General features: G+C 47.3%; 13 protein-coding genes. All 13 read left to right on the top strand.

Features of this window, described 5'->3' with window-relative positions; translation table 11 throughout:
• The first annotated feature begins 222 nt into the window (after positions 1 to 222).
• The 13 genes from ACXAH6_RS02835 to ACXAH6_RS02775 all read left to right on the top strand — a co-directional run bounded on the left by ACXAH6_RS02835 (position 223) and on the right by ACXAH6_RS02775 (position 13,519).
• Complete coding sequence (locus ACXAH6_RS02835) at positions 223 to 945, top strand: response regulator (RefSeq protein ID WP_474875117.1); 723 nt, start codon at positions 223 to 225, stop codon at positions 943 to 945.
• Positions 933 to 2,321: an ATP-binding protein gene (locus ACXAH6_RS02830; protein WP_474875116.1), complete on the top strand. Its 1,389-nt coding sequence runs from the start codon at positions 933 to 935 to the stop codon at positions 2,319 to 2,321. The genes ACXAH6_RS02835 and ACXAH6_RS02830 overlap by 13 nt, the downstream gene beginning before the upstream one ends.
• Positions 2,299 to 3,273 (top strand): alpha/beta fold hydrolase, encoded by a 975-nt coding sequence (locus ACXAH6_RS02825; protein ID WP_474875115.1) that lies wholly within the window; start codon positions 2,299 to 2,301, stop codon positions 3,271 to 3,273. The genes ACXAH6_RS02830 and ACXAH6_RS02825 overlap by 23 nt, the downstream gene beginning before the upstream one ends.
• Positions 3,274 to 3,303: 30 nt before the next feature.
• Positions 3,304 to 3,768, top strand: coding sequence for a tRNA (uridine(34)/cytosine(34)/5-carboxymethylaminomethyluridine(34)-2'-O)-methyltransferase TrmL (gene trmL, locus ACXAH6_RS02820; RefSeq protein WP_474875114.1), 465 nt, complete (start codon positions 3,304 to 3,306; stop codon positions 3,766 to 3,768).
• Between the two features lie 199 nt (positions 3,769 to 3,967).
• Positions 3,968 to 4,492: a MotA/TolQ/ExbB proton channel family protein gene (locus ACXAH6_RS02815; protein ID WP_474875113.1), complete on the top strand. Its 525-nt coding sequence runs from the start codon at positions 3,968 to 3,970 to the stop codon at positions 4,490 to 4,492.
• A 14-nt stretch (positions 4,493 to 4,506) separates the two neighbouring features.
• Positions 4,507 to 4,911 (top strand): ExbD/TolR family protein, encoded by a 405-nt coding sequence (locus tag ACXAH6_RS02810; protein WP_474875112.1) that lies wholly within the window; start codon positions 4,507 to 4,509, stop codon positions 4,909 to 4,911.
• Positions 4,908 to 5,309: an ExbD/TolR family protein gene (locus ACXAH6_RS02805; RefSeq protein ID WP_474875111.1), complete on the top strand. Its 402-nt coding sequence runs from the start codon at positions 4,908 to 4,910 to the stop codon at positions 5,307 to 5,309. The genes ACXAH6_RS02810 and ACXAH6_RS02805 overlap by 4 nt, the downstream gene beginning before the upstream one ends.
• Positions 5,306 to 6,226 (top strand): TonB family protein, encoded by a 921-nt coding sequence (locus ACXAH6_RS02800; protein ID WP_474875110.1) that lies wholly within the window; start codon positions 5,306 to 5,308, stop codon positions 6,224 to 6,226. Before ACXAH6_RS02805 ends, ACXAH6_RS02800 begins: the two co-directional genes overlap by 4 nt.
• A gap of 9 nt (positions 6,227 to 6,235) precedes the next feature.
• Positions 6,236 to 8,335, top strand: a complete 2,100-nt coding sequence (locus tag ACXAH6_RS02795; RefSeq protein ID WP_474875109.1) for a TonB-dependent receptor domain-containing protein — start codon at positions 6,236 to 6,238, stop codon at positions 8,333 to 8,335.
• A gap of 18 nt (positions 8,336 to 8,353) precedes the next feature.
• Positions 8,354 to 9,487 carry a PepSY-associated TM helix domain-containing protein gene (locus tag ACXAH6_RS02790; RefSeq protein WP_474875108.1) on the top strand — a complete coding sequence of 378 codons (1,134 nt, stop codon included), beginning with the start codon at positions 8,354 to 8,356 and terminating at the stop codon, positions 9,485 to 9,487.
• Positions 9,484 to 10,209 carry a hypothetical protein gene (locus ACXAH6_RS02785; protein WP_474875107.1) on the top strand — a complete coding sequence of 242 codons (726 nt, stop codon included), beginning with the start codon at positions 9,484 to 9,486 and terminating at the stop codon, positions 10,207 to 10,209. The genes ACXAH6_RS02790 and ACXAH6_RS02785 overlap by 4 nt, the downstream gene beginning before the upstream one ends.
• Positions 10,210 to 10,431: 222 nt before the next feature.
• Positions 10,432 to 11,589, top strand: a complete 1,158-nt coding sequence (locus tag ACXAH6_RS02780; RefSeq protein WP_474875106.1) for an efflux RND transporter periplasmic adaptor subunit — start codon at positions 10,432 to 10,434, stop codon at positions 11,587 to 11,589.
• Positions 11,579 to 13,519 carry a MacB family efflux pump subunit gene (locus ACXAH6_RS02775; protein WP_474875105.1) on the top strand — a complete coding sequence of 647 codons (1,941 nt, stop codon included), beginning with the start codon at positions 11,579 to 11,581 and terminating at the stop codon, positions 13,517 to 13,519. Before ACXAH6_RS02780 ends, ACXAH6_RS02775 begins: the two co-directional genes overlap by 11 nt.
• Positions 13,520 to 13,524: the final 5 nt, after the last annotated feature.

Genomic DNA, 13,524 nt, shown 5'->3' with positions numbered 1-13,524 from the left:
ATGTCTCCTTTGTTTCGACGTTTTCAAGTCTAGGGGCCGTAAAGCAAAGAAAGTCACCAACCTTGTAAAGCTTACGTAAAGCTAGCTGTTGAATTTTGCTACTATTATTTAATCTGAGTAGCATATTAATTGGGTAATTTTTGTTACGTTGATGGTGAATAAATAAGCAGCGTATACAGATTCCTGCTATACAAAGTATGTGTTTATTGTGAGGAAATTACGTTGGAAAGAAGTCAATCCAATGCTTATCAATCGATTTTGATCATCGATGACGACCGCGAACTAACCGATATGCTAAAAAGCTATCTTGAGACCGCGGGTTATGCAGTAACAGTTGCCAATGACGGTGGTGAAGGCTTGTCTAAAGCGACCACTGGCGAGAATCCAGATTTGATATTGCTAGATGTAATGATGCCGGTTCTGGATGGTTTTGAAGTATTGAAAAAGCTGCGTCAAAGTCACTTAACGCCGGTACTTATGCTGACCGCAAAAGGCGATGACTACGACCGCATTTTAGGCTTAGAGCTGGGTGCCGATGACTATTTGCCTAAACCGTTTAACCACCGAGAATTGCTGGCTCGTATTAAGGCGATTTTTCGCCGTTTAGAACTCACTTCGAACACACGTCAGCAGCAGGATCTTCATTTCAACGATATCCATTTGAGCATCAGTCGCCAAACGGTACATTGCAATGATAATTTGGTCGGTCTAACGGGAACTGAATTTTCAATTTTACGCATGCTGATGATCAATGCGGGAGAACTGGTGACCAAAGATGACATCAGTCAGAAAGTGATGGGGCGTAAACTGATGGCCTTTGACCGCAGTATTGACATGCACGTGAGCAATATTCGTAAGAAATTGGCTGAGTTTAGCCATGACGAGAAAATTAAAACCATTCGCGGTAGCGGTTATTTGTTGCGTCAGGAATCATGTCAGCCATAGACATCTTAAACCCGTCGAAAAAACTAGCTTCACGTTTATTTCTCTGGTTCTGGGTCACGACAGTCTCGACGGCTTTGGTCGCGATGTGGGTGGGGCAACTACTGATTTCACATGTGGAATTAGGCACGCCTAGTGGCGCAGAACTTAAAATGCTGAACCATGCCATCGAGAATTTGGAAGGGCGTCCTCGGATAGTCATGCCTATTCAAACCCTTTTGCGTGATGTCAGCATGGAAGAAAGACACGCGCTTTCAGCCGTTGATTTGTCTAATCGTCGGGTGGTCAATGCCGGACCACCTATGCCGCCTGAAGAGCAGGAAGTGCTTGTACAAGTTGCCTTTCAGCAATATCCCATCACGATAAAACGAGGCCGAATAACCTTTATTGGGCCGAGAACATTTTCGGTCGGTGGGCGCGAATATGCGCTGTTTCTAGGCAAATTTGACGGGCGCGGCCCCGGAGGCCCTGCTGATGATCTGGTCTGGATCGCGCCAATAGCGATATTGTTATCGGTGGTGTGGTGTTATTTGTTTGCCTCTTCTGTGGTTAAACCTATTCAAGAGTTGCAGCAACGCTCTCGACAACTTGCCAAAGGCGATTGGGATGCGCGGGTAGACTTACGCCATTTTGGTAAAGATGAAACTGGTCAATTGGCGCAAGACTTCAATGTAATGGCGGAAAAGCTTGAGAGCATGTGGCGAGGCCAACAACGGCTTCTTGCTGACATTTCTCACGAATTGCGCTCGCCATTAGCTCGTTTACAAATGGCGTTGGGCTTAGCTGAACAGCAGGATATCGACGCCTCAACCTTAACGCGTATAGAGCGTGAGGCTGAGCGGATGGAGCAATTAATCGACCAACTATTAAAGCTCACGCGCACTGAGTCTGGGCAAGTTAATTTTGTTACTATGCCTCTTTCTGGTTGGTTAAAGTCGATTATTACTGATGCCAATTTTGAAGCGTCGAACTTGAATAAAACCGTAGTTTGTCACAACCTTCCCGACATCGATGTGCAAGTTAATCAAGACTTGATACGCAGCGCTGTCGAAAATGTGATTCGCAATGCCATTCGCTACGCGGAGAAAAAGGTTGAGGTTGAGGTGACGCATCGCGACGACTTGTGGACCGTAGTGATTAACGATGATGGCCCAGGGCTACCGCAATCAGAGTGTGCTAACGTATTCACCCCGTTTTATCGCCCGACCACTTCACGAGAACGTGAATCTGGTGGCGCAGGATTGGGTTTAGCAATTGCAAAAGCCGCGGTTGATCTGCATCATGGCAGCATTAATGCTTCGCCAAGAGCGAATGGTGGTTTATCCGTTACGCTGTGTATGCCGGTAATCGTGACTAATGAAATGGAAAATAACGCCTGAGGCGTCACTCCCTGACGCCTATCATCAAGCCATAACGCCTTTTTGGAACGAGTGCGTGGTGCAAGACCGTTTTATCGGGCAGCACGCAGTGCCTATTCACTATGCGTATTGCCTTCCTGACAATCCTTCAGCAACGGTTGTGATAAGTTCAGGGCGGATCGAATCGTTGTTAAAGTACAAAGAAGTTATTTTCGATCTGTATCAAAATAACTTGGCTGTGTTTATTCTTGATCATCGCGGCCAAGGGTTGTCGGGGCGTATGACTCAAGACCCTCATCAAGGTTATGTACAAGACTTTGGTGACTATGTGGCTGACTTTGCCCAGTTCTTTGAGCAAATTGTTACTCCAAAAGCCACACAACCCTGCACCTTGCTTTGTCATTCAATGGGATCAGCCATTGGCGCGCTTACCTTACTCAATCATCCGACTTGGTTTGAACGAGCCATATTTTGCTCACCGATGTTTGGTATTAAACCGGCATTTCCCAACTGGCTGTCGACGATATTGATCGGCGCAGGGATGAGCGTTAATAAGCTAAAGCGCGAGCCTCAAGGGTATTTTCCAGGGCAACGTGGCTACCATGCTTACCCGTTCCCCGTGAACACGTTAACCCACAGCAAAGTGCGTTATCAATTGTTTCGTGACCTTTACGAAACACAGCCAGAATTGCAGCTTGGGGGCGTGACTACCGCTTGGTTGCGGGCAGCCTTGATTGCCATGAACACCATAGAGAATAACACCAGCAAACTCACCTTACCGGTACTCGCCTTCAGCGCGAAAATGGATTTGGTTGTAGACAATCGTCGGCAACAGCGTGTGATTAATAGCATGCCCAATGCGCGCCTTGTGAAAGTGTCGGGCGCTAAACACGAGTTGTTGATCGAAAAAGATCCAATTCGACACGAAGTGATGCAACACATTTTGGATTTTGTGTTTTCATCGGTACACTAACGCCCGTCGCTTAATTTGTGGTAACTCAGCATGCTAGATATCGTTTTATATCAACCCGAAATTCCACCCAATACGGGTAACATTATTCGCCTTTGTGCAAATACTGGATTCTCTTTACACCTTATTGAGCCTTTGGGGTTTGAGTGGGATGACAAGCGCGTGCGCCGAGCGGGTTTAGATTACCATGAGTTTGCTGAGGTCAAGCGCCACAAAGACTTACAAGCTTATATTGACGAACGCCAACCCAAGCGAATTTTTGCCTGCACAACGAAGGGGCGAATGTTCCATAGTGACGTGAGCTACGCACTTGGCGATGCTTTGTTATTTGGCCCGGAAACACGTGGCCTACCCGATGATGTAATTCAATCATTGCCAGAAGAACAACGAGTTCGTATTCCAATGCTACCCGATAGCCGAAGTATGAATTTGTCGAACGCGGTATCTGTGTTTGTTTATGAATCTTGGCGACAACTCGGTTATTCACAAGCAAGATAAGCCTCTTCGCCTTGTAAATAAGGCTGTCTTTTTATCGCCAATTGCTCTATCAATTTCCCCGCAATTGGCGACTAGTTCCCCTTTAATAGCGTAATTTAGTGCCTTAAAACGCCATTATCTAGACTAAAGATTAAGCTTTTGAACTTGTAATGCAAATAGCAATAGTTATCATTTGTTGCCTTATTGTTATGGAGGCGGCATGGATATTATTCTTGAAGGTGGTTGGGTACTTTGGGCGCTGATCGCAATTTCTATTTATTCATTGGCGACAATGGGCTATTTGTGGGTACAAAGCCGCGAAGTAGTGGTAACACATATTACGTCGCAACACGCTCGCCAACACTCGCTGTTAAAAGCACTTGAAGCCATTAAACAAGCTAACACCGATGACGCTGGGTTGGCTGAAAAGCTCACAGCCCAAGCCTATACACGTCTTACAGACTTTCGCCAATCAATGCGTCCGCTCGAGATTATTGCGGCCGCTGCGCCGTTAATTGGTTTGCTTGGCACAGTATTGGGAATGATTGAGGCTTTTGCTGCTTTATCTGAAGTAGAAGGGCAAATCGATCCTGCGCTTCTCGCTGGTGGTATTTGGCAGGCACTGCTGACAACTGCGGCTGGTTTGATTGTCGCCATCCCAGCTTTAGTAGTGTGGCATATGCTCGACCGTCGCATCGAGCGAACCAGCGCCGTACTTAACGAATATATCGTGAACGCCAAGTAGGTTGGGTTTTCAACATGCTGACTTCAACTGCGCGAAAGAAACCAAGTATTGGACTAACACCACTGATTGATGTGGTGTTTATTCTGTTAATTTTTTTCATGTTAGTGATGCAGTTTCAGCAGTTTCAACAAAACTCGGTAGTGTTGAAAAAGTCTGACCGCCAAGGCCGCCAACAACCGAATACCGAGACCGTAACGGTACTACCAGACTCGCAATGTTTGTATCAAACACAGGTACTGACATGTCATGACGTAATAACCACGCTTAAGTCTCTAGATAACATACAAGTATTGATTGCCTATGATGACGCTACATCGTTACAGATGCTGATGCATTGGCATGATCAGTTTGCCGAACAATTTGCTTCTGTATCACTAGCGGTGCGCTTTAGTGAGCCGTTACCGGAGCACGAAAAATGAAGCCGTCTCTACTGAGTCAATCACGTGCCCGCCCTGATATCGAACCCGTTTTGCCACTGATTAATGTGGTTTTTTTGCTGCTGATCTTCTTTTTGATGACAGGGAAAATGCAGCAGCCTACAGATATATCCATCGTACCTCCTGAGCAAACGCGAGAGGTTGAGCCGTCATTGGTCGACCCGCAAATATGGTTGTACGTTAACCGTCAAGGTAGAGCGTCATATCAAGGGCAGCCTATTGATAACTTTGCCGAGTTACCACAAGCCAAATCGCAAACCGCCTTGGTGGTTTGTGCCGACGCGAGCTTGTCGGGAGCACAGTTGAATGCGGTGCTAAGTGAGTTAGCGAAGGTTTCTATAACACAGATTGCAATTGTTACCGAGAGGGTGCCCCAATGAGAGTAATCATGGTTATGGGATCGGTAGCCGTGCACTGTGTGTTGTTGTTGGCTATAGTGCACTTTGATCATCAAATCTCGGGCAGCGAACAAACGCGAACTGGTGGCCTAAAAGCGCCGAATGTGTCTGTAGCGCATATGCAATTGCCTGCGCCTAAACCAACGTTACAACCTGCCGCGACTAACGTAACTCAAGCAGAGGATGCGCCGCAAATTGAAGAGCAAAGCTATCACACTACTATGCTTGATGATGCAGTGGGAAAGCAGAAAGAAATTGAAGACGTTGCTAAATTAACCCCAAATAATCAATCACCAGAACCAGAACCAGAACCAGAACCAGAACCAGAACCAGAACCAGAGCCAACAACCAAAGAGGCTCAGCCGCAAAACACACAACAGAAAGTGGCGAAGCGCTCTCCTTCTGTCGAGCCTGAAAATGTATCAGATCCGGCTCCAATATCGTCTGATCTTGATATCGACACCCTCGCGGTTAACCACGTCGACCAAAATGAGGCAGAGCAACCTTCCACGCCGACCGCGACTGAACCGCAACAGGCCATAGCGAGTGCTGGACAGCAAGGCGATAACGCAGAGCGCCCAACACTGGCTGGTAACGAAGTAGATGATTCACAGTGGGAAGCCTACAAGGCATCCGTATTTTCAGCCATTAATGCCCAAAAAGTTTATCCGAAACAAGCCCGTATACGCCGCGCAGAAGGCGTTGTAGTGGTGCGTTTTGTGGTGACTCGCCAAGGAAAGGTTAGTCGATTTGAGTTGTTGGAAAAAGCGCGGAGCAAGCATTTAAATCGCAGTACTCATCGCTTGTTCGCTGAACTTTCGTTGCCAACGCCGGCAACCGATTTGGCCGCTAATTTTCCCTCAACCATGACAATTCCAATTAAATACTCACTTAACTAGGTTTTTATCATGAAATTAAATTCGATCTCCCTTGCAATTAGCATGTCGCTCGTGGCTTCTGCTGCATTCGCGCAAGAAGAACAGCTACCAACACTCGAAGTTCAGGCAACCTTGTCTGAAGCCGACAAAGTGAAAGCTGTTGAGGGCCAACGCGTTGGTGCTTCAGAAGGCGCACAGTTGATCACCAGTGACTATATTCAGGCTCAGCAATCGACAACCCTTGCCGATGCACTGCGCAAAACCACGAGTATTCAAATTGACGAAGAGGGCGGCCCACAAAGTTCATTGATCTATATTCGCGGCTTTTCTCAAGACCAAATTAGTGTTCGTGTTGAAGGCGCACCGAAAAACTTCAGCCAAGTACGTCATGGCGGAGCGGGCAGTACATGGCTGGAGCCAGACATGTACAAGAGCATTACCGTTGTACCGGGTGTTGTTTCGAACGTTTACGGTAATGGTTCGTTAGGTGGTGTCGTGTTGTTTGAAACCAAAGACCCCGAAGACATCATTAAGCAAGGCCGTGACTGGGGTGTTAATTTACGCGGTGGTGTAGAGACCAATGGTGAAAGTGAATACATCAGTATTGATGCGGCTAAACAGTTCTCTGATAAATTTGCCTTTTCTACCACCTTAGTGACACGAGATACCGACCCATACGAAGACGGTGAAGGTAGAGAAACACTCCAAGGAGCAACCAATACGAAAGATCGCAATGGCTTGGTGAAAGGGGTGTTTACGCCAACAAACGAGCAGCGCCTGGAAGTTTCATATCAGCGCAATGAAAAAGATTATACCGCACGCACAACGTCTGGCAGCGGTGCCTACAGCGACCCTCGCGATACCGAAGTGCGTGAGAATACGTCGAGTTTAATGTATTCATTCAACCCTGAAGACAATCAATATATAAACCTTCGCACACGACTTTCGGCCACGTCTACCGACCGCTGGCGTAAAACAGTTGGTGCAGATGATGCGACTACTTGGGGTGTAGACACCACCTATTTTGAATTTGAAAACATCAGTGATTTGATCCAGAGCGATGAGGTGATTCACCAATTGCGTTTTGGTGTGGACTATACCAATGATGACGTACTAACTGCGTATACCGGTAGCAGTGGCTTGCCGATTGAACGCGAGCGCAGTCAATATGGTATTTATTTGAGTGACACTATTTATATTGGTGAAACCTTAGAAGTTGTTGCCAGTGCCCGATACGATAATTTCGAAAATGAAAACGGCGACGACAGTATCGAAGAGTCGGCGTTTTCACCTAAAGTTAGCGTAAGCTGGTTGCCGTTTGAAAGTACCGCAGCTCGTGGTTTGTCAGTTTATGGTGTTGTGGGAACTGGCTTCCGAAGCCCTTCTGTGCACGAAGCGTTTGGCCGTGGTGACCCTGAGCCTACATGTGGGCGTCGTAGCTGTTCTGAAGTGCGCCCTAACGAGTCACTAAAAGGCGAGAGTTCAGACAGTTGGGAAGCCGGTATACGCTATAATCGCAATGGTTTATTGACCAGCAATGACCAGTTGACCTTCCAAGTGGGATATATCAAAAACGATGTGGAAGACATGATCGCGTCTGCGGAAGTCGATTCATACCAAGCAGACGTTGATGGTGACGGCCGTGTTGATACGGTATTAGTGAATCAATTCATCAATATTGATCACGCTGAAATTGACGGTTTTGAGCTTTCATTGAACTACGCCAGTGACAGCTACTTTGCTGCCGTAACAGCGCAAAACCTCGATGGTGTGGATGGAGAAGGTGCGAAATTGGCTGATATTGCACCTGCGAGTATCAATGCTTCAGTAGGGATGTATTTATTCGACGGTAAATCACGCGTAGGTATTGATATGACTAACCGTGATGATCGAGAGTATGTACAGCGCAACGTTGAGCGTCGTCGTGAAGGGTACACCATCTATGATCTATTCGGTTCATACCAAGTGACCGACAATCTGTTATTGCAATTGCGCGTAGCGAACTTGTTTGACGAGTTATACGCCAAACGCAGTATCACAGAATTAGAAAATGACGACGGTACAATTGAAGATGTTACGACTTACCAACCAGGTCGTAATTTCAAATTCACCGTGTCATACACGTTCTAATAGCCAATGATTAACAACGTGCTGATTAAGCTACATCGCTGGGCGGGTTTTCCGCTCGGCGTGTTGTTTATTGTGACTTTGGTCAGTGGCATAGTTACCGGTATTGACGACTTTTTAGACATGCAAAAGTCACTGGATTATGAGGCTGCGTCTCTCAGTAACAGTGAGGTTGCAAATGCTGTTGCCAAGTTAAACCAGACGCACCCCTCTAATCGGCAAATACTCTTGCCCACAGTGTCAGTGCCTGCGTTTGCCGTATCGCTGAGAGGGGAGAAATTCTATTATGCTCCAGATTCGCTACAGCTATTGGAGCATGAAGTCAGTCAACGCGATGGCTTTTTCAGTTTTATGCTACGATTGCATCGCAATTATTTACTCGGTAGAACAGGCGCGGGTGGCCTGTCTGGCGCAGAAATCGTCGCATGGGTAGGGCTGTTGTCTATGCTGATTAGCCTCCTAGGCATTTACTTGTGGTGGCCGCATCGACGCACATTCAAAGTGCGTCGGCTGGTGCCAACGAATAACAAAATATCCAGTTATTACTTTTCTCATCTGTCTTCTGGCATCGTTACAGTAGCCGTTGTCATTCTGTTTGCATTGACGGGGGCGGGGATCACCTATCGCACAATTGCTCAGTCGTTATTGCTGCCAGATCAAACCGAATCACACACTGAGACGCGAATCTATCACGCTGCTGGATGGCAGGGGGCGGTAAATACCGCGAAATCAGTATTTCCAAATGGCGATTTGATCAGTGTTAGCTTTGGTGGAGGGCGACGCACCCCCGCTCAATATGCTGATGCGGCTCAATTTCGATTTCATACCGACGGAGACTGGTTAGGCATGGCGGGTTCGATCGTTTATATCGACGCATCCAGTGGTGCGTACCTAGGACGCCAAGCATTTGCAGACTATTCAGCTGGTCGGCAATTGTATGAATTGATGCTGCCGTTACACACCGGACGTGGAATTACCTCGGTTTATTTGCTGAGTATGTTGGTAATGATGAGTTTGTGTTTGGTAATGGTCATCGCAGGGGTAACAAGCTTTGTAATGAAAAAATCCAAATTAGAAAAAAAGCTTAAGCAAGCATCTATCAAATTAACTGAACAGGCAAAAATGAAATTTGTGCCTAATAAGGAGACATCATGAAACAGTTACTTCTAGCTGCGCTAGTGAGCGTAGTCTGTAGTGTGATTGCGATCAATGTATTTGCCCCCTCACAACCAGTTGGCGGGCCAGGCGAAGGTGGTTTCAATGGCGGGCAACCGAGTTTTCAGCCCAGTATGAATCCCGACGATGCACAAGTTCAAGGGGGGCAACGTGGTAATCGCCAAGGTGCGGAGCAACAAGGTAATCGCGGCGGCCATGGTGGGCAGGCGCAGGCTGGACAACGCGGCAATCGACAAGGTACGGAACAGCAAGCTAACCGCGGCGGCCATGGTGGGCAGACACAGGCAGGTCAGCGTGGAAATCGCCAAGGCAAACAAGAAACTGCAAATATGCAGCAAAACCATGGACGAGGGGGGCAGATAGCAGGACTCAGTTATGGTCAGATTGAAAAATCATTGGAATTGATGACGCCAAAATTGGCGCTATTGCCCGAGCAACAAGATGCCATTAGAGTGTTACTCACTCAATACGCCAGCGACGCGAAAACCCAGCGTGAAGCCTTTATGCATAGCCGCGAAGCGCTAATGCAACTAGACATGACTGACGAGCAATACACACAAAACAAAGCAAGATTATTGTCTCAGTCGAGCACGGCTTATCAGACAATGTTGGTTAATATGTTGTCGGTTCGCGAAGCTATTTATGGCCTACTAAACCCTACGCAAACAAGTATTTTGAGTGGTTTGGAAAGCCAGCAATAAGGCTAATTTTCAAGCAAAATGTAAAGGTTGAGTAAGGTGTGTGCTTAATGGGCACGCACCTTTTGGTATCTGCCGATAAATCCATTATAACGTTAGCCTCGAAATTGCGTGGCGATGTTTTAACGTTCACATTCCAGTGCCACCATCAAACTAATTTTTACGCGAGCCACTATGCTTAAAACGATTACTCAATCGGTTTGGACGAAAAGAGCCCTCTTTTTCGTGATTGTTTGTGCCCCTTTATATGCACTTTGGCAGATATTGTCTGTGCCTGAAATGCACGACGATTTTTTATTTGCTCCAGCCACAGTGGGAGATATTGAAAAAAGTATTGTCGCGACAGGTCAGCTTGAACCCAAGCGCTATGTAGAAGTAGGGGCGCAGGTTTCAGGGCAAGTAGAAAATATTCGCGTGGAAGAAGGCGATGTGGTGAAGCAAGGCGATTTGTTGGTAGAAATCGACGCCACCGTATTTGAAACCCAAGTGCAGAAGACCGAAGCGGACTTAGAAAACAAAAAAGCCCAGTTAGCGCAACTCAAAGCCGAGCGAGAATTGTCGATCATTCGCGCCAAACGCAATGAAGAGCTCTATGCGCAAGATGCTGTTAGTGCTGATGACGTATACAGCAGTAAAACAGAACTCAAGGTACTGGATTCGAAAATCAGTGCGTCTATCGCTCAAATCAAAGCAGATGAAGCATCATTAGCCGGTGATCGCGCCACATTGGGGTTCGCCAAAATTTATGCGCCTATCGATGGCACAGTAGCCAGTATTGATGTGCGCGAAGGGCAAACCCTGAATGCCAATCAAAATGCCCCGACGTTACTGCAGATTTCAGATTTGCAAACGATGACGATCCGAGCGGAAGTGTCAGAAGCTGACGTAAGTAAAATTGAAAAAGGCATGCCGGTTTATTTTGCCACACTTGGCGATATGAATACGCATTACTACAGCGAAGTGCGTCAGGTGTTACCCACTCCCGAAGTAGTCAATGATGTAGTGTTGTATCAGGTGCTCATTGATATTGAAAATACCACAGGCAAGTTAATGGACTCGATGACAACCCAGGTATTTTTTGTTCAAGATAAGCGTGAAAACACAATTGTAGTACCACTTGCTGCTGTGAAAGGGCGCGGCAACATGACCTTTGTGTTGGTTCAAGAGGGAGAGCAAGTGGTAAGGCGGCCCGTGCAAACGGGAGTTAAAAACCGCACTATGGTAGAAATTACCCAAGGCCTAGCGGCCGGTGAACAAGTCGTGATTGGGCGACGCTCTGAAACAAAGGCCACTACGACTACCCGTTCTCAACAAATGGGGCCGCCTGATGGTATGCCACCACCGGGTGGTGATGGTCCTAGAGGGCGTCGCGGTGGCTTCTAATCAGCCTTTATTGTCTCTTCGCAATGTGAGTCGCAGTTATGCCTCGGAAGGGGTTGAAGTTACCGCGCTTGATGGTGTCAACCTCACGATCAATGAAGGTGAGTTTATTGCCATTATGGGCCAATCAGGCTCAGGCAAGTCGACCCTGATGAATATTTTGGGTTGTTTAGACAAGCCGACTCAGGGTGACTATCTTATTCGCGGCCAGTCGGTGGCATCGTTGAATGTTGAACAGCTTTCGGCGCTGCGCTTAAAAACCTTTGGCTTTGTGTTTCAGCGCTATCAATTATTGTCGTCTTTAACGGCCATTGAGAATGTGGCTTTGCCTGCAATTTACAGTGGCACACCGCAGGTTGAGCGTACTGAAAAAGCCAAACAGCTGTTGGCAAAACTCGGTCTGGCGGATCGCGATGAACATCGACCGGGAGAATTATCAGGCGGGCAGCAACAGCGGGTGTCTGTCGCGCGAGCGTTAATCAATGGCGCTGACGTTATATTGGCAGATGAACCCACAGGGGCGTTGGACTCCAGTAGTGGTGAGCAACTGTTATCCTTGCTTAAAGCTTTGCATACAGAAGGCGTAACGGTGATTCTGATCACCCATGATCCAGCAGTTGCCGAGCATGCACAGCGGCAAGTACAGCTACTCGATGGTAAAATTGTCGCCGATACTGGCGTGCAAACAGACCAGATATCGCCTTCTGCCCCTCAATCTAACAATGTCATTACGCCTTATCCTAGTATTTCTACCGGATCTGCTTTGGCAATGGCGTTTGGTTCGTTGCGTTTGAATTGGTTTAGAACCTTACTCACCCTGTTGGGGATCATCATCGGGGTGGCGGCAGTTGTTACTATGATGGCAATTGGTGAAGGCGGAAAACAAGACGTACTGAAACGTATTGAGTCGATTGGGACTAATCTTATTTCGATACGTCCGGGGGGAGCAAACATTCGTGCCTCAGGTGATGTGGCAACATTATCGATCGAAGATGCCAATGCGTTAAAAGGCTTGCCGGGTGTACTTCACGTGGCACCTGAACGTACCAGCCGCAATACCATGCGTTATGGAGAAAATGATTTTTCGGGGCGGATTACGGGCACCACTACAGACTACCTCTATGCCAAAGATTGGGAAATGGCCCAAGGCGTGTTTTTCACCGAGCAAGATGTGGCAGATTACGCCCCCGTTGTGGTGATTGGCGACACAGTGGCAGAAACCCTATTTGAAGATAAATACCAAGCGGTTGGCCAGTACATCTTGATGAAAAGTGCGTTCTATCAAGTGATCGGGGTACTCAAATCTAAAGGAGCGAGTGCCGGAGGGAGTGACATGGATGACGAAGTGTTAATCCCCATTACCACTGGCAGATTGAAAGTGTTTGGTCGTGAATACCTCAGTGGTATTACCGTAAAAGCCAGCGACACTGACGCAGTTACCGAGCTTCAAGACCTCATTCTTGCAGTATTGACCCAACGTCATGGCAAAGAAGATGTCATGGTACGCACCACTGACTCCTTGGTGGAAGCGGTGACAGAAACGCAAAATACGCTTACTTGGCTGCTTGCCTCCGTTGCTGGCATTTCCCTCTTTGTTGGCGGGATCGGCGTAATGAACATCATGTTAGTGAATGTCTCGGAACGCAAACGAGAGATAGGTTTGCGCATGGCGACGGGCGCTAAACCCAAAGATATTCTCAAGCAGTTCAATATTGAGGCTTGGGTGGTGTGCATACTCGGTGGCCTGATCGGTATTCTACTCGGGTATGTGGTTATCTTTTTGCTTTCTCAATTCGATATCGCCGTGGCGTACACGCTGATGCCACCTGTGTTGGCCTTTATTACTTCTCTGGTGGTGGGGCTGATTTTTGGTTACGCACCGGCCCATAAAGCCGCTCAGTTAAACCCCATTGATGCATTGGCTGAGGATTAGTTCAC

Source organism: Alteromonas sp. ABE4_545, from assembly GCF_056161325.1.
The sequence above is the reverse complement of the archived record's forward strand: the minus strand, read 5'-3'. Positions and strand labels throughout refer to the sequence as shown.

Bases quoted from the DNA above. Each gene is read 5' to 3' on its own strand.
- ACXAH6_RS02830 (WP_474875116.1), top strand. From the start codon at position 933: ATGTCAGCCATAGACATCTTAAACCCGTCGAAAAAACTAGCTTCACGT.
- ACXAH6_RS02825 (WP_474875115.1), top strand. From the start codon at position 2,299: ATGAAATGGAAAATAACGCCTGAGGCGTCACTCCCTGACGCCTATCAT.
- trmL (WP_474875114.1), top strand. From the start codon at position 3,304: ATGCTAGATATCGTTTTATATCAACCCGAAATTCCACCCAATACGGGT.
- ACXAH6_RS02815 (WP_474875113.1), top strand. From the start codon at position 3,968: ATGGATATTATTCTTGAAGGTGGTTGGGTACTTTGGGCGCTGATCGCA.
- ACXAH6_RS02810 (WP_474875112.1), top strand. From the start codon at position 4,507: ATGCTGACTTCAACTGCGCGAAAGAAACCAAGTATTGGACTAACACCA.
- ACXAH6_RS02805 (WP_474875111.1), top strand. From the start codon at position 4,908: ATGAAGCCGTCTCTACTGAGTCAATCACGTGCCCGCCCTGATATCGAA.
- ACXAH6_RS02800 (WP_474875110.1), top strand. From the start codon at position 5,306: ATGAGAGTAATCATGGTTATGGGATCGGTAGCCGTGCACTGTGTGTTG.
- ACXAH6_RS02795 (WP_474875109.1), top strand. From the start codon at position 6,236: ATGAAATTAAATTCGATCTCCCTTGCAATTAGCATGTCGCTCGTGGCT.
- ACXAH6_RS02785 (WP_474875107.1), top strand. From the start codon at position 9,484: ATGAAACAGTTACTTCTAGCTGCGCTAGTGAGCGTAGTCTGTAGTGTG.